The 17,597-nt window shown below is 33.5% G+C and carries 18 protein-coding genes; 11 read left to right on the top strand and 7 right to left on the bottom strand.

The window, feature by feature from the left end; all coding sequences use genetic code 11:
* Positions 1 to 384: 384 nt before the first annotated feature.
* Genes M1P97_RS20555 through M1P97_RS20545 form a run of 3 tightly spaced genes read right to left on the bottom strand, consistent with a single transcriptional unit; the run spans position 385 to position 1,326 of the window.
* Positions 385 to 678 carry a helix-turn-helix domain-containing protein gene (locus M1P97_RS20555; RefSeq protein ID WP_249390067.1) on the bottom strand — a complete coding sequence of 98 codons (294 nt, stop codon included), beginning with the start codon at positions 676 to 678 and terminating at the stop codon, positions 385 to 387.
* 53 nt (positions 679 to 731) lie between these two features.
* Positions 732 to 1,025 carry a DUF3876 domain-containing protein gene (locus tag M1P97_RS20550; RefSeq protein ID WP_249390066.1) on the bottom strand — a complete coding sequence of 98 codons (294 nt, stop codon included), beginning with the start codon at positions 1,023 to 1,025 and terminating at the stop codon, positions 732 to 734.
* The gene (locus tag M1P97_RS20545) at positions 1,012 to 1,326 is read right to left on the bottom strand and encodes a helix-turn-helix domain-containing protein (RefSeq protein WP_249390065.1); all 315 of its coding nucleotides are present in this window, start codon (positions 1,324 to 1,326) and stop codon (positions 1,012 to 1,014) included. The genes M1P97_RS20550 and M1P97_RS20545 overlap by 14 nt, the downstream gene beginning before the upstream one ends.
* Before the next feature lie 323 nt (positions 1,327 to 1,649).
* On the opposite strand from M1P97_RS20545, the gene M1P97_RS20540 reads away from it, so the two are divergent.
* The 11 genes from M1P97_RS20540 to M1P97_RS20490 all read left to right on the top strand — a co-directional run bounded on the left by M1P97_RS20540 (position 1,650) and on the right by M1P97_RS20490 (position 12,354).
* The gene (locus M1P97_RS20540; protein WP_249390064.1) at positions 1,650 to 2,204 is read left to right on the top strand and encodes an RNA polymerase sigma-70 factor; all 555 of its coding nucleotides are present in this window, start codon (positions 1,650 to 1,652) and stop codon (positions 2,202 to 2,204) included.
* Positions 2,205 to 2,277: 73 nt separating this feature from the next.
* Entirely contained in the window at positions 2,278 to 3,231 is a 954-nt protein-coding gene (locus M1P97_RS20535) for a FecR family protein (protein WP_249390063.1), read from the top strand.
* Between the two features lie 126 nt (positions 3,232 to 3,357).
* On the top strand, positions 3,358 to 5,985 hold the full coding sequence (locus M1P97_RS20530; protein WP_249390062.1) for a TonB-dependent receptor: 2,628 nt from the start codon (positions 3,358 to 3,360) through the stop codon (positions 5,983 to 5,985).
* A 92-nt stretch (positions 5,986 to 6,077) separates the two neighbouring features.
* A complete protein-coding gene (locus M1P97_RS20525) occupies positions 6,078 to 6,305 on the top strand; it encodes a hypothetical protein (RefSeq protein WP_195373219.1) in 228 nt (75 codons plus the stop codon).
* A gap of 22 nt (positions 6,306 to 6,327) precedes the next feature.
* Positions 6,328 to 6,693, top strand: a complete 366-nt coding sequence (locus tag M1P97_RS20520; RefSeq protein ID WP_394803935.1) for an RteC domain-containing protein — start codon at positions 6,328 to 6,330, stop codon at positions 6,691 to 6,693.
* A 129-nt stretch (positions 6,694 to 6,822) separates the two neighbouring features.
* Positions 6,823 to 7,155, top strand: coding sequence for a helix-turn-helix domain-containing protein (locus tag M1P97_RS20515; RefSeq protein WP_005679707.1), 333 nt, complete (start codon positions 6,823 to 6,825; stop codon positions 7,153 to 7,155).
* Positions 7,156 to 7,439: 284 nt separating this feature from the next.
* Positions 7,440 to 8,024, top strand: coding sequence for a BfmA/BtgA family mobilization protein (locus tag M1P97_RS20510; protein ID WP_249390060.1), 585 nt, complete (start codon positions 7,440 to 7,442; stop codon positions 8,022 to 8,024).
* Positions 8,025 to 8,028: 4 nt separating this feature from the next.
* On the top strand, positions 8,029 to 9,000 hold the full coding sequence (locus M1P97_RS20505) for a DUF5712 family protein (RefSeq protein WP_249390059.1): 972 nt from the start codon (positions 8,029 to 8,031) through the stop codon (positions 8,998 to 9,000).
* 318 nt (positions 9,001 to 9,318) lie between these two features.
* The gene (locus M1P97_RS20500; RefSeq protein WP_249390058.1) at positions 9,319 to 10,356 is read left to right on the top strand and encodes a nucleoid-associated protein; all 1,038 of its coding nucleotides are present in this window, start codon (positions 9,319 to 9,321) and stop codon (positions 10,354 to 10,356) included.
* Positions 10,356 to 11,309: a GTP pyrophosphokinase gene (locus tag M1P97_RS20495; RefSeq protein ID WP_249390057.1), complete on the top strand. Its 954-nt coding sequence runs from the start codon at positions 10,356 to 10,358 to the stop codon at positions 11,307 to 11,309. Before M1P97_RS20500 ends, M1P97_RS20495 begins: the two co-directional genes overlap by 1 nt.
* A 4-nt stretch (positions 11,310 to 11,313) precedes the next feature.
* The gene (locus tag M1P97_RS20490) at positions 11,314 to 12,354 is read left to right on the top strand and encodes a nucleoid-associated protein (protein WP_249390056.1); all 1,041 of its coding nucleotides are present in this window, start codon (positions 11,314 to 11,316) and stop codon (positions 12,352 to 12,354) included.
* Between the two features lie 90 nt (positions 12,355 to 12,444).
* Here M1P97_RS20490 and M1P97_RS20485 read toward each other — a convergent pair whose 3' ends face one another.
* From M1P97_RS20485 to M1P97_RS20470, 4 genes are all read right to left on the bottom strand, one after another.
* Positions 12,445 to 14,163 carry a hypothetical protein gene (locus M1P97_RS20485; protein ID WP_249390055.1) on the bottom strand — a complete coding sequence of 573 codons (1,719 nt, stop codon included), beginning with the start codon at positions 14,161 to 14,163 and terminating at the stop codon, positions 12,445 to 12,447.
* Positions 14,163 to 14,630 (bottom strand): hypothetical protein, encoded by a 468-nt coding sequence (locus M1P97_RS20480; RefSeq protein WP_117692435.1) that lies wholly within the window; start codon positions 14,628 to 14,630, stop codon positions 14,163 to 14,165. The genes M1P97_RS20485 and M1P97_RS20480 overlap by 1 nt, the downstream gene beginning before the upstream one ends.
* A gap of 861 nt (positions 14,631 to 15,491) precedes the next feature.
* Positions 15,492 to 15,704, bottom strand: coding sequence for a hypothetical protein (locus M1P97_RS20475; protein WP_195373208.1), 213 nt, complete (start codon positions 15,702 to 15,704; stop codon positions 15,492 to 15,494).
* 57 nt (positions 15,705 to 15,761) lie between these two features.
* Positions 15,762 to 17,528 carry a T9SS type A sorting domain-containing protein gene (locus M1P97_RS20470; RefSeq protein WP_249390054.1) on the bottom strand — a complete coding sequence of 589 codons (1,767 nt, stop codon included), beginning with the start codon at positions 17,526 to 17,528 and terminating at the stop codon, positions 15,762 to 15,764.
* Between the last annotated feature and the right edge of the window lie 69 nt (positions 17,529 to 17,597).

The raw sequence follows: 17,597 nt of genomic DNA, 5'->3' as shown, positions 1-17,597 counted from the left end.
GAACTCCTTGCTCAATAATTCTTTGGGAATCTCCATAAAATTTACATTTTTCAAATTTAATAAATAAAAAAAACTACAAGTAACAATACCTGTAGTTTTTCATTTACACAATTTTATGGACAGTGTCGATTGGGAATAATGAATTTCATTTTCTCAATCCTTTTCTTTTAAAGTAAGTTTTCTAGAACTCAATATGAAGCATTGACAAAGGAAAGTTCCGTATTTAGCCTGTTCAAGTCCAAGCCTTCGGTTTAGATAAAAATCTTCCTCTCATTTACATTCGAGCGTATTTTTATCTAAAGACTTGCACAGACTAAATACTTCACTGGAAAAGTCAATGATTCAAATTAAATTCCGAAAAACAATGTTTTCGAGGGTGGCAGGTTATTCCTTCCAGCTTTCAAAGTAGTGCTTTTGCAATAGCTTATCAATATCACTTTGCCGATAGATGATTTTACCTTTTATCTGGATGAAGGGAATTAATCCCGTATCTCTCCATTCTTGTAGAGTTCGTAAACTGACATTGAGTTTCTTAGAAACCTCATGATTGGAAAGAAAGCGTTCCCCGTTCAGGTGGGGCTTATAGTGTTGTACAATAGATTCAATACCATTCAGCATTGAATCGAGCGAAGAAATAAATTCTCTGACTTGTGGGGTATCTTTGTTTATTAGTTCCATGATCGAAAGATTGATTTATTGAAATATTGATTTCAAGATTACTAGATAGCTAGTTAGTTGCGCAGATAGTCACCCAGTGATGAAATGCTAAGTACATCTTTTGCCGAATCATAATCCACATAGAGCCGTTTGGATGCAGTGGCAATAAAATACTGGCTACCATCTTGCTGTATCTCATAAGTAGCGGGTGAAGCCTGCATGGTGGTTTCCGATACATATATAATAGAAAGAAGATAATTTTTATCGTTCCGGTAGATGATAACCGTAGGATTCAGATTTATACTTTCCCATGTGCCGACAATGGAAAACAGGTTGAAGGACGGGTAATCTTCTTTAGTTCTTTTCATAAAGCGTGATTTGTTTGGGTGATTGATTCTGTGTTTCACTGTCTGCAATAATTCTTTCAATATCGGAAGACTTATAATAAATCTTGCTACCGATTTGAGAATAAGCCAGTCGCCCGCTACTTCTGTAATATTGCAGCGTTCGTTTGCTAAAGCCTAATAACAGACATACTTCTTGACTATCCAGCCAGTTTTCTACTTTCCGGGTATGAGTGCTACACAAACTTTCTATTCGTTTGGCAAACTTGGTGAACCTCTCGCAGACATACGAGAATGTTCTTTTTTCGATGGTTACTACTTCCATACATTTAATTTTTAATGGTTTATAAAACGTGTTGATTCTATTTTCATCGGCAAATGAAAGAAGAATCAAGAGCCGTTTTCAAAACTGTCCGAGAGTCGCATCAACAGGTTGTTAGTGGCATAGAACGCAACAATAGAAAAGTTCCGAATCTAATGTATTACAGCTTCCTGTGTTTACACAATTGATTTAATCGTCATACTTCCAACCATAGCAACATGATAAAAAAGAATAATAAGCTTCTCACCTACTTAAAATTTCTCAAAGAACATCATTGAGAAATAAATAATTGCTTCTTTTGCTATGCTGAATAGAAACTCGACAAGATGAACCGAAGTATTGATATAAAAACAATTGAAGCCTTGAGGTCAGGTAACCACAAGGCGTTTGAGATTATATTCATTACTTACTACAATAAAATAAAGACGTTCATTTTCAATTATATAAAATCCGAAATAGATGCAGAGGAACTGGCAGAAGATATATTTGCTAATATTTGGTTTAATCGTCAATCTATTGATACTGGCAAATCCTTTGAATCTTTCCTACATACAATTGCCAGAAATGCTGCTCTCAACTTTTTAAAGCATAAGTATGTACACGATGCTTATGTGCATAGCTTAATAAATTCGGAATGTACAACACCTACCTCTGAAGAAAATCTAATAGCGAAAGAGTTAGGTTTACTGATAGATGATGTTGTTGAGAAAATGCCTAATCAGCGAAGAAAAATTTACCAGTTGAGCCGTAAAGACGGATTGAGCAATGAAGAAATATCAACGAAATTAAATACTACCAAAAGAAATGTCGAAAGCCAACTAAGCCTTGCTTTAAAGGATATAAGAAAAGTCATTTCTTTCTTTTTCATCTCTATCATCTAATTTTTCAAAAAAACAGCTATCTTTTCACTGAGATTCTTACCACTTGCTTGTATATATAGTAAAATGCAACAAAATGGAGAAAAAGAATACAAGCAGAATAATTAGAGAATACTTATCCAATCGATTCTCGCCTGAGATGGAGGAGCGAATTCAAAAATGGATAATACAGGAAAATGGTAGTGCTGAAAAAGAAAAAGCTTCTTTTGAATATTGGAATGAACTAGATATAGAAGCTAACTCAGATACATACTCAGCCTTAAAACGCACTAACAGAAAGATTGGATATTTGAAAACACCATTCTTTTCTAGAACTGCTCGTATTGCAGCAGCACTTATTCCATTATTCTTCATCATTGGTGGATATTTATACTATACATCTAATCAAAATCGTTTGATTGAAATATCTACTGCACATGGTGAAACAAAGCAAATATTACTACCCGATAGTTCTGAGATATGGATTAACGCAGGAACAACAGTGAAATATCTCAAAACTTTCTCCCCTAAAGAAAGAGTTGTACAACTAGATGGGGAAGCTTACTTTGCTGTCAAAAAAGATTCCTCAAAACCGTTTATCGTACAAACGAATCAACTATCTGTAAAAGTGCTAGGTACAAAATTCAATGTAAAATCATACTCAACTGACAAAAATATTACAACCACTTTGACAAGTGGAAAGGTGGAAGTAAGTACTCCTTCAAAAGATTCTAGGGTACTAAAGCCCAATGAGCAGCTAACTTATAATAGAAGCACCTCTAAAATAGAAATTATAGAAATTCCAGCAGCAGAGACTACTAATTGGATTACAGGTAATCTGATATTCATAAATGTTTCATTTGCAGAAATAGCACGGACACTAGAAAGGAAGTTTAATATAGCAATCGAATATAGAGATAGCACCTATGCTTCCAAATTATACACTGTGAAATTCTTAAAAGGAGAAAATCAAAATGAGGTGCTTAAAATACTAGGAGATATAGTTGGGTTTACTTATGAAGTAAAAAATGACAAAGTAATAATACATTAAGAACGTTTTGCCTATGAATAAAAAAAGAACTGGGAAGCAGCTTGAGACCCTCAACCCAGTTCTGAAAAGTCAAATATCATCAAACCGTGAAGTTAAATGAATAATCAACATACAAATATATAAAAAATGAATCAATTTATCAGTAACAATCAATTATATAAGATTGCTATAATTCTATTATTTGCATTTCTTCCATACATGGTTATTGCTCAAAGTAAAGAAAATAAGATAACGATACAAGATAAAAGTATCTCATTAAAAGCTCTTTTTGAACAAATAGAGAAGCAAACGACATACAGTATAGCCTATGAACAATCGGCTTTAAATTTAAGTAAAAGAATCTCTCTTTCTTTAAAGGATACAGATATAAATACTGTATTGAAAATAGCTTTAAAAGAAACTAAGCATGCCTATAAGATAAAGGGGTATCACATCCTCATTTACCCTATGTCGATAGAGAAGCAAACTATAAAGACAAAAAAGGTCACACAAGTAATAAAAGGAAGCATTATTGATGCCATATCTGGACAACCAGTGTACTCTGCCTTTATTGGTGTTGTCGATAATCCTGAATTAACAGCCGTCAGCGATAGTCTTGGGCATTTCACTATAAAGAACGTTTCAATAGGCAGGTACAATATTAAAACAAGTTGCTTAGGGTATGAGCCTCATGCCATTAATGAATTGGTAGTCACTTCAGCTAAGGAAGTCGTTTTGAATATTTCCCTTAAAGAGAATATACATTTATTATCCGAAGTAGTAATACGCCCCAATACAAATAAGGAAGTGGCATTAAATCCAATGGCATTAACTGGAGGACGAGTTTTAACAACTGAAGAAGCAAGTCGTTTTGCTGGTGGCTTTGATGATCCTGCACGTTTGGTCTCCTCTTTTGCCGGAGTAGCAGGAGGAATAAACACAAATGCTCTTGTAGTAAGAGGAAACTCTCCACAATATTCTCAATGGCGTATGGAAGGTGTAGAAATATCTAATCCTACACATTATGCAGATATGACAGGATTAGGAGGAGGTTTATTAAGTGGGTTGAGTTCTAATGTATTGGGAAACTCAGATTTCTTCAATGGTGCTTTCTCCGCAGAGTACAATAACGCACTAGCAGGTATATTTGATATGTCCATGCGAACGGGAAATAGCCAAAATTACGAACATGCTTTTCAACTAGGTGTTTGGGGACTTGATTTAGCCTCAGAAGGTCCTATTAGTAAAAAGAATAATAGTTCCTATTTATTTAACTATAGATACTCTTTCTCTGGGCTATCGGATGCTATTAGTGGAACTGATGAGGGGCTTAATTATCAAGACTTAGCTTTTAAATTCAATTTCCCTACAAAGAAAGCTGGAAATTTTACAGTATGGGGGCTGGGATTATTGGACAACGTTTTGCAGAAAAATGAAGAAAACCCAGAGAATTGGGAATATACATCTGATAAGCAAAAATCAGATAATACATTTACTAAAGGAATGTTTGGAATTGGGCATAAAATATATTGTAGACAAAATTCGTACATTAAAACATCTTTAGCTACAACTTATACAAAAGTTCATGCTATAATTGATCAAGCAGACGATAAAATGTTTTTTCATCGGATGGCAGATATGAAAAACAGCAATACAGATATAATTCTAAACTCTTATCTACACAGCAAAATAAGCAAAAGACATTTTAATCGTACTGGGTTTACAATCACTCGGATGAGCTATGATCTTGATTTTAACATAAGTGATGATTTTGGTTTGTATAAGCCTATGAACCAAATAGCAGATGGAAATCATACCGATTTTACATTCTCGGCATTCACTAGTTCTGTTTTTAGCCTTCATAAAAACATAGATGCCAGTATTGGTTTAACTGGACAGTATTTTGGTTTAAACAATCATTGGACTTTAGAACCACGTTTTAGCATAAAGTGGAAACTACAAAAAAATCAAACACTATCTTTTGCGTATGGTCTCAATAGTACACGCAGTCGATTAGATTATTACTATGTTCAAACCGCTAAAACAGGAAATAAGCTAGTTAATAAAGATCTGGATTTTAGTAAAGCACATCATTTTTCGCTATCCTATGGAAATAGGATAACAGATAATCTTTATCTGAAAATAGAACCGTACTTTCAATATTTGTACTCAATACCAGTAGAACCAAACTCTTCATTCTCCATTTTAAATTACAATGGCTACGGACTAGACAAAATGCTCATTAATAATGGAAAAGGGCGTAACTATGGACTTGATATTACATTAGAGCGTTATTTGAGAAATGGCTGGTATGCTTTACTTACAGGATCACTATTTAAATCCGAGTATATGGGAGGAGACAATGTTTGGAGAAATACGAGAATGGATCAACGCTTTATCACAAATGGCTTAGTTGGAAAAGAGTGGATATTTGGCAAAAATAAGAATAAAGTATTCAGTGCCAATATACGCTTAACATATCAAGGTGGCTATCGTTATACTCCAATCGACAACGAAAAGTCACAAATAGAACATGGAATCAAAGAAGATGAAGCACATGCGTACAGTTTAAAACTACCCAATTCATTTACTACAGATTTAACTCTCCGTCTTCGGGTTAATAAGAAAAAAACAGCTCATGAGTTCTCATTTATGATTCTAAATGCCAATGGTTTCAAACAGACAGGATACGCATACAATATTGCAACAAACGCTATTGAGAAGAAACGCTATGCGCCTATTGTTCCAAGCATAAGTTGGAAAATATATTTTTAAACTCTTATCAGAAAGAGTATGATAGCACTAAAATCATTCGCAACTACAAATCAGCGTCAATATATAATGTATAAACGACTAATTTAATGCTTATGAATGATTTATTACAAATGAGGATATTTGGACTATTGTCTAAAGCCTCACAGGAAGTTACTAATGAAGAAATGCGAGATGCCTATGGTGAATTTGTTGAACAAATTAGAACTGTGAGTAATAAAAATGACTATTCAACTACTTATCGGATTCTTGTAGCTACCCGTATTGAGATAGCTTCACTTGAAACAGCACCTCTTTACGGACAGGGGGAAAAATGCGCTTAAAAAGCTTTTCTTACAAAAGACACTGGCTATTGTCAATTCAGAACTAGAACTGTTCAATCTGAAAATCCAATATCCAAGTTCGTTTCAGAACCGAAATAACAACTTGCCATCCTCACCATTGTATCTAACAGATGAAACCTATCTCGTTAAAATCATGGAACTGGTTAGTGGATTATTTCTTACGAAAAGAGTAGTTACTTATACTGGAAAAGAATCACCACTAACGGAAATTGGTAGAACCTTTGAATGGCTTTTCAACATCAAGTTGGGGGACATTCATAAAAAGCACGAGAATGTAATTTGCCGGAAAGCCAATAAACGCACGGAGTTTTTGGATTTACTTCGCAAAGCCATTATCGAAGAAAGTGAAAAGAAAGGCTATCTATAAATCAGACACTTATCAATAATTGTTAGGGGTGTAGTATATCTACTCCCCTAACTTATTTGCATTGTTCTTCCGAACTTTGCTTCATCAATCGATTGAGAATAATAATGTTGAACTTAAAATTGAAGCAAAATGTATATAGACAACGAAAACTTCGAGAAGTGGATGGAGAAGCTATCCAAAAAACTCACCGAGATCGGACAAGACTTGAAATCTCTTATCAATACCGATACTGTATTCGATGAAAACGAAAGGCTGTTGGATAATCAAGACTTAGCCTTTCTGTTGAAAGCATCTTTCAGAACCCTACAACGCTATCGGGCAAAAGGTGTACTTCCCTACTTTACCATTGGACGGAAAACATATTATAGAGCCAGCGATATTCGGGCTTTTGTCCGTGAATATGCTGATTCTCAAACCTACAAACAGTTTGAAAAAGCCAATCAGTTAGCAAACCAGCCCTGATAGCAAAAAGTAGCAGAGGAAAGAAGCCTGTGTTCAGGCTATTCCTCTGTGCCACCACCCCGATTTAGCACAAACTGCCTCACCTATCGGTTCAGCCCGTTTCGCTAAATCGAGCAAGAGGGAACTGGACAAGTCCTGTTCTTCCCTCTTGCTCTGCGAGGCAAAGCCTTCGGCTTTAGCGTGTTACAAGAACACGCTGTAATGACACCTGTAATAAGTATTTTCCTTTCAATGCTTATTATCAGGTATTTATCTATTCATATTTCTATAAAAAAGTAATTACTATGCCAAATAACAGCCGGAAAACGATATTCACTACCATTTCCATAGACAAGGAAACGGCAGCTTTGGTAGAAAAGATATGCAAACGCTATTCACTGAAAAAGAGTGAAGTTGTAAAGTTGGCGTTCGGATATATAGACAGGGCACATATCAACCCATCCGAAGCCCCTGAATCGGTAAAATCGGAACTGGCGAAAATAAATAAGAGACAGGATGATATTATCCGCTTTATCCGTCACTATGAGGAAGAACAACTGAATCCCATGATACGGGCTACAAATTCTATTGCTTTGCGTTTCGATGCTATCGGTAAAACTTTGGAGACTCTTATTCTCTCTCAACTGGAAACTAGTCAGGAGAAGCACACAGCCGTACTGAAAAAGTTAAGCGAACAATTCTGTAATCATGCCGATGTGATAAACAACCAGTCCAAACAGATTAACGCACTCTATCAGATACACCAACGGGATTATAAAAAACTACTTCACTTGATACAACTCTATTCGGAACTTTCTGCTTGCGGTGTGATGGATAGCAAAAAGAAAGATAACCTGAAAGCTGAAATTATCAATTTGATAAGTACATAGGATTATGTACATAGACTTTGCCCCGCCATCGAACGGCACATATAATAATGCTGGTAGTAGCCGACAACTAGCTAATTACTTAGAGCATGAAGATTTAGAACGAATGGAGAAAGGCATTTATACTGATGGCTTTTTCAATTTGACAGAGGATAATATCTATAAATCAAAAGTGATAAAGGATATAGATACCAATATCGGGCAACTCCTGAAAACGGATGCTAAGTTTTTCGCTATCCATGTCAGCCCATCGGAAAACGAACTTCGGGCAATGGGGAACACTGAACAGGAGAAAGAAGAAGCGATGAAACGATATATCAGGGAAGTATTCATTCCTGAATATGCCAAGAACTTCAACAAAGAACTAGCCGCTTCGGACATAAAGTTTTACGGTAAGATACATTTCGATCGTAGCCGTTCCGATAACGAGTTGAATATGCACTGTCATTTGATTGTGAGCCGGAAAGACCAAACCAATAAAAAGAAGCTGTCACCGCTAACTAATCATAAGAATACTAAGAGCGGAATAATCAAAGGGGGCTTCGACCGCGCGAACTTGTTCCAGCAAGTAGAACAAGGATTTGACAAACTGTTCTGTTACGAACGCCAGCAAACAGAATCATTTAATTACCACAACACAATAAAGAATGGGACTATATCTGAACAATTTAAACAACAAAAACAAGAAATCCAATCCATTGAGAGAAAACAAGAAATCAACCAAGATAGCAATCAAGAAAACTTGCTTTCTATTAATACTGAAAATGATGCAATAAGTGCTCGATCTTCCTATATGAATAAACAACCTGATATAGAAAAAGATAGCCATATTTCAAACCATAGATATAGCAATAAGGAAGATTATCATTTTCGGAACTCTATTTTTTCATTGATAGCAAATTTTCCATCAAATCCAAATATTTCTGAAGAACAATTACATAAGCCAAAAAAGAAAAAAAAGAAAGGACGTAGGCTATAACCTTCCTAATTTCTCATACTGTAGTAGTAATCAGTTAAAAATAATGCTCTCCATATCTAGTTGCAGCCAATAAATACAATTTCAATTTACATAAACCTACTCATGACGAGAAAAAACATAAGTTCTCTACAATTAAGAGACAATTCTACAATCAAATTAAATACAAAATAATATATTTGCAAAACGCATCAATGATTTGCACCTTATAAAGAACTACAAGACACAAATCATTGATGTAGAAGTGTTAAATGTTTCAGTATAAGTATATACCATAAAACTGTTTACTCAATATCTAAAAACAACTTTAATTTAAATACTATGCCTAGAATAGATTATTCATTGCTTGTAATAGACAACTTAATTATCCATGATGTTCCCAAACATAAAAAGGGAGATTTCAGTAGTGGTCCTAATCATAGTGAAAATGAGAGTACAATAACCGACGGATTACGTATCTTTTTTCAAGATAAGATTAAGGCAGCCCTGAATAGTGATCAGTCGTTTAATGTTTGTTTCAAAGAAGAAACATCATCTTCTGTTCCAATATGTGTTAATTCTATAATTAATTCTGATAGCAGTTTTGTTGATCAATCAAAAGATATAGCCACAAACCTTTATAATTATCAAAAGGGTAACAACGCTGCTGGAATTTTATTAATAGTTAAAGGTCATATTGCAGAATTATCAATTTGTGTTATTCTGAAACTCGAAAGAGATAATGGAGCTCAACTTGTATTAAATGAAGACACAAAAACCTTCAATGTTGAAGAAGTTCAGGATTTAATGCTTACAAAAAAAACCAAGATATTTAAGGTAGCAATATTTATCAATCGTATTTCGGCAGGAACAGATTATGACGGTCGGTTAATGGATTATCAAATAAACCCTAAAAATAAAAAAGAAATAAATACATTTTTTCTTGATTTCATGGGATGTGTACCTTATTCTGATCCCAAAATATCAACAAAAAGATTTTATGAATTGACTCGAAAGTTTTTAGACACAATTCCAGATGAAATAATACGTTCTCAATATATTCAAGACTTAAACTCATATCTACGAAAAATTCAGGCAACTATAAGCCCAAGAGAATTTGCTGAAGATTATATGGCATCAACGCAACATAAGAATCAGTATCGGGAATATTTGCAGAGTCAGAGCTTTGAGTTCACAAACTACACTAAAGATAATACATTAATTAATTCACATATAAATAAAATTATTATGGAATTTGAAAATGGAATCTCAATTTTAGGTGCTAATGGCAGCTTTGAAGATAAGGTGTCTTTTAGCAAAGATGAACAAACAGGAGAATGTAGGGCTGAAATAAAATCTAAAATTAAAAAAGTAAAATAATGCTTGATGTTGTTCAAATATCAGAACAATGGAATGAAGATGAACCCAAATTAAATAAATTGGGGGCAGAAGTATCTTCTTTTTTAAGGAAAGGATTATTTACTAAAGAATTGCATCCGGAAATTTCATACAGAACAAAGGAAATTCAGAGCCTTATAAAAAAGATTCAAAAAAAACAGAAAACTAAAGAGTATGGATATAATGACTTAAGAGATAAATTAGGTATCAGAATAATATGTCCGTTTACCTCTGACTTAGATATAGTAGATTCTTTTTTAAAGGAAAATTTCATTATCAGAAAAGAAGAGAAGAAAAAGGAAAAGATCGACTTTAATAAATTAGATTATCAGTCAAATCATTATGATGTTTCTGTAAAAGAAGAAATAATTGCATTTGACAAAGATTTCATTTTTGAGATTCAAGTGAGAACAATGAACCAACATGCTTGGGCTAACTCTGCACATATTCTATATTATAAGCAAGATATTGAATTACCAGATGAAATGAAGCATCGAATCTATCGCTTGTTATCATTATATGAGCTTGCCGATGAAGAATTTACAAAAGTAAATGATTATCTGAAAGGGAAAAATGATGATTTGATTTACAATTTACTAAGACGATTAGAAGGAAAATTATACAAATATGCTGAAACAGATTTCGATAGAGAAATATCTATTAATAATCTTACTATATTAATGAGTTTTTTCACGGAAAATGAAAAAAATGAAATAAACGAAAATATAGAACTGTTCATTATAAATAATGATGCTAAAATACAGCACATATTTAATGATAACCGTTCACGATATGCGGAGATTCCACTATTAACTCAGCCTGAAATATTTATTATCTGGTATGGTTTAGAAAAATATCCTTTTTCAATTACTGATAATTGGGATAGTTTCTTTGATGAAGATGAATTAGAAATAGTACAAAATTTATGGTGTTAAAGTTATGATAGACATTATTAATTGCAACATAGACAAACTTATATTACATAAAGTAGGTTCGAAATATGAGAGTGAAAATATACAGTTTTCTCGTTCTATTTTAAATATAGAAAACCCGGAAACTCGTATTTCTTTACTTAGATATTTTACAGCTCCTTTCAAATCTAACGAATATTATAATTTTTTTCATTCATCTGAACTAACAATGAATGAAGTCTATGTTTATATATCTAAGGCGTTTGAGAATCCAAACTCTTTTTACGAACAGTCTATAAATATCACTAAACATCTTTATGAACAAAGTTCTCACCCTAAAATTAAAGGAGGTGAATTCTATATGGCATATATGAAGAATTGCATTTTAGATAATAAAGAAGTTGATGTGATTGGCTTATTTAAATCAGAAAACAAAGATACTTTCCTGAAAGTATCTTCTTCCAAAGATGGATTTAATATTGAAAGTCTGCAAGGTATTAATATAAATAAGCTCGACAAAGGATGCCTCATTTTTAATATCGAAAAAGAGAAAGGTTTTGTGGTATCTATAGTAGATAATGTAAATAGAGGTGTAGAAGCGCGATATTGGATAGAAGATTTTTTGCACATACATCCTCGCCAAGATGAATATTATGATACGCAAAATATTTTGTCAATCTATAAAAATTTCATAAAAAAAGAGATACCTCAACAGTTTGAACTCTCAAAAGTAGATCAAGCTGATTTGATTAATAAATCAATAAAGTTCTTTAAAGAAAAATCTGATTTTGATATTAATGAATTTACCCATGAGGTGATTGGAAAGAAGGAGATTATCAATAGTTTTAATAACTTCGTAGCTGATTACAAACAAGAGCATGAATTAGATATTTCAAATAACTTTTCCATTTCTGACAGTGCGGTCAAAAAAGGAACAAAGGCATTAAGAAGTATTATTAAATTAGATAACAATTTCGATATATATATACATGGTGATAGTAATCTAATAGAGCAAGGGAGAGATGAAAAAGGGAAATATTATAAAGTATACTACCGTGAAGAGCTGTAATAAAATGAATAACATAATAATACAAACAAATGCCAATCAATAATTTATAAGTATTCGGAAATACCCGAATACTTATAAAAAAACAAAATGTCAAATATTATCTTTTATTTCTTTTCCTCCAAGTTCTTTATAGTAAAAGTCTTGATAAGGATACATCGAAATAATATCAGGAATATCAAATGAAGACATTGCTACAAAATGATCAGCTACACAAAGATATTCTTCGCCCACTAGCGGGTATTTTTTTATCAATGGATATATATCTCTGTCGTCTATTATATATATATTGCTTTTTTCTCTGTTGCAATAATGTTTTCTAAACATATAAACAAAATCGCTTAATTTAATTTTATCCAACTCCTCAGGTGTTATATAAATGTAGTAGTTATCAACAAGTTTACTCTTATTTTCTTCTAGAATTTCAAAATGATTTGTATCCAAATTTTTATTAAAAATAGGAGTTCGTTCAAATAAGCTTAATTGCCCCCCCCTTATATTAAGCAACTCATATAAAATAATTTTAGACCATTTTTCGAATTTGTCAAGGTCGATATCTCTCAGATTTATTATTCTACCACTTTCACTCGTACCTGTTTTCTGAATAAATTCATATTCATCAAGTTTTATTTTATGATGGGTAAAGTCAGCTTGGTATAAATAACATATAGCTAAATGCTTCTCACTTCTTTCATTATCTTTAAGCCAAATAAATAAAGGCTCTTTATTGCTTGAAGCAATATTAAGTGAAAGACCTAACTCTTCCTGGATTTCTCGGCTAAGTGCATTAAATATGGTTTTGTTAAAATCATTACTAACCATGTCTTCAATGCGAATGTGTCCGCCAAAATAAGCTAGTAAGTTATCTTTTTCAGGAGAGTTTTTACTCAATGACTTAGATTTCTTTTTAGCTACTAATATTTCACTTTTTCTTTTATTTGTTAATACAATAATGGGTAAGGGTTGGACTAGTTTAGAGTTTTCCTCTACTTGATCCCTATAGTCAAATTTTACATCTAGATTAGAAATAAATGATTTCTCAAACCAATAATTTTTATTTTCATATTTTGAAATACTATCACGATCAATGTATGCAACCTTTTCTATAACCAATTCATACAAACTAGTAAGTACATCTTTTGTAACTTCGTAACTTACAGCATTCTGATTTAGATTGTCTGTATTTATTTCTCGGATACATCGAAATTTTTCCTCATACTTTCGTTTAGCTATATCTAAGCATGTATTATATTCTGATAATACATGATCATTCATAATTGATCCCGTCTTCCTTGTCAATAGATTTGCATATTCTCTATCTAAAGCGACTTTTGATGACGTTTTGAATATATAGATAAGATCAAACATAGACCTAAATCTATTCATTGTTAGAAATGTCTCTATAACAGTAAAATCGTCATCATTAATATGATCATATTGTTGAAACCATTGAAACCAACATAAGCTATCAAAAACACTTCTATCACATAATATCACATCTATTTCTTTAGATTTTTCCACAAAGTTTTCCAATAATTCAGCACTTGATGAAAAAAAATTCCACAAATTAAAAGATGGATTGTATTTATCTTGTATAGGGCATATACTTGCCCTCTCTGATAAAACCTTTGTTTTAAACCCATTTCTTTTCAAAAATAAATTCAACGAAGAAACACATGATGATTTACCAGCTTTAGGGGTTCCGCAAAATTCAATTACAATTGGTCGCCTAGGACGTGCAGTCTTTTTAGCTTGTAATACTAATTTTGCAAGCTCTTCAAGTTCTTGAATTTTAAATTCTTCTTCTGTCATTATTTTGTAATTTCAAAATTTTCAAATTTGGTGATTAATGTCCCAACTCTAAACCCACAAAAAAACGAAATAAAGATACATGCATAAATAAAATTCAGAGGGTTCAAATCACTTTGAGGTGTTGCCACAATTTTAAAACCTGCTTTTAATGCAATTACAACAATAAAAGAGAATGCGACAGCAAAAAAAGGTCTTGTAACGAAATAAATCATTGTTGCCGATTGTTTCAAAAACTGCTTATCTGTTGATATTTTATCATCTAAAAAGCAATCTTTATATAACTTTCGAATATAATATATGCAAGTTCCAAACAACCCACTCAATGGAGCATATATGTATACATCACTATCATTTATCACCCCTTGATAAAAATATATAATGACAAGGCTAACTGAAATGATAAATAGTATTGAGTAATATACAAATATACCAATACAACCTTTATTGGACAAGTAAAGTGTTCTCATAAGTATGCCGATATTAATATAGTATCAACTTGTTTATAAACACAAGACATTATTAAAATAATCAAATTTCAAAACACCACAGTCTTCATGTATTTATTTCAATTTTATTGCAACCGTTTTAGTGTTATAGTAATAAGACGTATACATACTATTTTAGCCATACTGTACTCATTACTTCATCATCATACAAAAATATAAAAATAACATTAACTAATCAACCTATTGCTATTTTTTTTATGTCCTCAACAGAAATATTTCAGAAATTATCTTTTAGTGGTAATTAAAGTAAAATTCTAAATTTTGCAAATAAGAAGAAAAGGTTTATCTTTGTCCTTAGTATTCTCCATGAGCAAACTACCGCAAAAGCACGTAGAAAATTAGTGGGATAATTCATGGGATATGCTTGAAGCAAGAAATATAAAGTTTTAAATATCAGCGTGGTAACTCTCTTGGGAGAATCCCAGGCGGATCACCAAGAAAACAGCTTCAGATTTATTCTGAGGCTGTTTTTCTTTTTATAACTTACAAAAGTTATTCACCACAAGTTATATCCTTCTGTTCATATTCTACTCATAAAATTGCTAATATATATAATTCCAGCAAATTAACCTGTTGATAACTTTGTTGAAAAGTCTAACAAATACACAGAGACAAAATCAACACAAAAGCCAAACTATTTACATGGGCCTTATGTATTCTACATTTCAACCTTCACTCCCATCGCGTCGTTCTGACAAACTCTGTCTAACTATAGGAGCGCCTATTAAATTTCGATAAGTTTTTTATGGACAAATGTTCCTTCCGGGAGAAAAAATAAATTCTCTCGGAAAAAATCCAAATTACATTCGGAAGAATTTGAAATCACTTTTTCTCATTTTCTTCCCGCCATTTGTCACGCATCTTCATCCGCTTGATCTGCAGAAAACGCAATAGGAGGATAACGAATACAGATACTCCCATCACAGAGAAATACTGTACCCAATCCGGATCAGGCTGCTTTCCGGGCCACCCCCATACACTCATCACAATCAGGTAGACCAGCAAAACACCGGTTGTAATATTAATCTTCTTCATAAGGATATTTCTTCTTTGTTATTTTCAACAGGCAAAGATACAAGATAGTTTTTGCTTTCATTGGGTCAGAACACACTTGTGTTGGGTGCGATAACCACCCGCATCAATAAGCAGGATATATAAACCGGGCCGTAAAGGTAATGATTGAACAGAGGAACCATACGGCACCGGACAAGAATAAACGAGACGTCCGGCAACATCGATCACTTTCAGCTTTCCTGCAGATGGTAGATCGTTCAGATAAAGTGTATTACCCTTCAATATACCTCCTCCAGTCTTCTTATTCACCTGAACCTGTTGAGTTTTAACATCTATCGGCTCCGATAAGTCGGAATACAAAGGAAAACCGGATTTCAGCAATACCGCATTTGTCGCAGACGATTCACTCGTAATAATCAGTTCTGTAGCGGAGGTCGCTTTAACGAAGAAAGCCGCAAGAGGAGGAAGTGCATAATCGCTCCCTATTGCATAAGGTTTATAATTCTTTCCATCATATACATAAATGTTTCCATCGAGAGAAGAGGTAGATTCTATTTGAGAGAGTTTCAACGGAGCAAGTAACGGGTTACCACAAAGATACCAACCGCTATTATCGTTGTTTACATCTGTGGATGAGACTATATTAACAGGAATAGAAGCGATCTTCCCGAAACCGACAGGAAGTTTTTTAGCCTCGACAGAAAAAGTCAATGTGTTATTAGAGGCGGCTACATCCAATGCGACCAGATAGCCTTTCCCTTTTTCAAAAATAAGAAGATTACCCGAAGAAGCAGAAAGAGAGAAGACTTCCCAATTTCCGGTTGGATTTTGAGTGGAGGCTCGTTTGTCACCATTATAAGTTTGTACATATAAGTAGTTGCCGCTACCGACAAAATGCTCATCCTTTAATTGAAAACGGCTATCAATACCTTTCTGGTAAATATCAAAGGGAAAAGAGAGAAAATACCATTTACCTTTTTCAGGAAAAGTATACTGAAGGGTTATATTCTCTTTCACAGACAGTTCGCCTTGTACCGCCAGTGAAAAATCAGAGGTTGTAAGTGGAATATCAATGCTTGTCGGTAAATTGCCAGTACTATGTAGAAAGAGAGTATCTACGATAAAATGGCCGTTTTTTACAATCCTTAGACTACCACCATCACCAAGGGATGCTGTTTGGCATTTTACAACAGAATTAATTGTTGCCATTCCGGAAATCAATGCACTCCGATGGCGTAAAGGCGGAAGATGCGACCAACAAGTCTTGTCATACCAGTCACCTTGACCGGAAAAATAAGAATATTGGGGAATCGTATCCCTAGCAAAAATACTATCAATAAGGAAATAACCATTCTTTGTTTTAGCAGCAGGCGCAGATGTTGAGAAATCCAGGCGATAAGGGTTATTTCCAAACCGAACGGACAATGCCGGTGGCTCTCCATTAGGATAGACCGTCCCTTCCCTTTTTCCACCCTTATTATCAAGTTCCACTAATAGTTTTTCACCGGAAACAATATCCTTAACAGTAAACGTAATAAAAGCAGATACTCTCTGGAAGCTTTCTAATGAATAAGGCTCAAAAGAGACACATCCTTTCAAGGGGATCTTTAACTTATTATTCACCACAGCAGTTCCACTCCCAACCGTATAATTCCAATTATCAATATCCGACCCCGAAAACGTCTGCATACGAAACGTATCGACAACCAACATATTCCCGCTTCCCTTCACAAAATCGGACCACGTAGACGGATTAGACACTTGTGCCCGGACAGGCACTAAAATTGCAAGAATTACAGTTCCGGCAAAGATGCGCCGAAACATACGTAAATGTTTCTCTTTCATAGCTAAACTATTTTGATCGTTATTCTGTTCGCAAATATAAAGAAATAATTGAAATGATTATCTTTGTCG

It is taken from the genome of Parabacteroides leei (genome assembly GCF_023369805.1).
In the GTDB taxonomy this organism is placed as follows: Bacteria; Bacteroidota; Bacteroidia; order Bacteroidales; family Tannerellaceae; genus Parabacteroides; species Parabacteroides leei.
The sequence above is the reverse complement of the archived record's forward strand: the minus strand, read 5'-3'. Positions and strand labels throughout refer to the sequence as shown.

Coding starts and splice junctions, on each gene's coding strand:
- M1P97_RS20555 (WP_249390067.1), bottom strand. CDS start 678: ATGGAACTAATAAACAAAGATACCCCACAAGTCAGAGAATTTATTTCT.
- M1P97_RS20550 (WP_249390066.1), bottom strand. CDS start 1,025: ATGAAAAGAACTAAAGAAGATTACCCGTCCTTCAACCTGTTTTCCATT.
- M1P97_RS20545 (WP_249390065.1), bottom strand. CDS start 1,326: ATGGAAGTAGTAACCATCGAAAAAAGAACATTCTCGTATGTCTGCGAG.
- M1P97_RS20540 (WP_249390064.1), top strand. CDS start 1,650: ATGAACCGAAGTATTGATATAAAAACAATTGAAGCCTTGAGGTCAGGT.
- M1P97_RS20535 (WP_249390063.1), top strand. CDS start 2,278: ATGGAGAAAAAGAATACAAGCAGAATAATTAGAGAATACTTATCCAAT.
- M1P97_RS20530 (WP_249390062.1), top strand. CDS start 3,358: ATGAATCAATTTATCAGTAACAATCAATTATATAAGATTGCTATAATT.
- M1P97_RS20525 (WP_195373219.1), top strand. CDS start 6,078: ATGAATGATTTATTACAAATGAGGATATTTGGACTATTGTCTAAAGCC.
- M1P97_RS20515 (WP_005679707.1), top strand. CDS start 6,823: ATGTATATAGACAACGAAAACTTCGAGAAGTGGATGGAGAAGCTATCC.
- M1P97_RS20510 (WP_249390060.1), top strand. CDS start 7,440: ATGCCAAATAACAGCCGGAAAACGATATTCACTACCATTTCCATAGAC.
- M1P97_RS20505 (WP_249390059.1), top strand. CDS start 8,029: ATGTACATAGACTTTGCCCCGCCATCGAACGGCACATATAATAATGCT.
- M1P97_RS20500 (WP_249390058.1), top strand. CDS start 9,319: ATGCCTAGAATAGATTATTCATTGCTTGTAATAGACAACTTAATTATC.
- M1P97_RS20495 (WP_249390057.1), top strand. CDS start 10,356: ATGCTTGATGTTGTTCAAATATCAGAACAATGGAATGAAGATGAACCC.
- M1P97_RS20490 (WP_249390056.1), top strand. CDS start 11,314: ATGATAGACATTATTAATTGCAACATAGACAAACTTATATTACATAAA.
- M1P97_RS20485 (WP_249390055.1), bottom strand. CDS start 14,163: ATGACAGAAGAAGAATTTAAAATTCAAGAACTTGAAGAGCTTGCAAAA.
- M1P97_RS20480 (WP_117692435.1), bottom strand. CDS start 14,630: ATGAGAACACTTTACTTGTCCAATAAAGGTTGTATTGGTATATTTGTA.
- M1P97_RS20475 (WP_195373208.1), bottom strand. CDS start 15,704: ATGAAGAAGATTAATATTACAACCGGTGTTTTGCTGGTCTACCTGATT.
- M1P97_RS20470 (WP_249390054.1), bottom strand. CDS start 17,528: ATGAAAGAGAAACATTTACGTATGTTTCGGCGCATCTTTGCCGGAACT.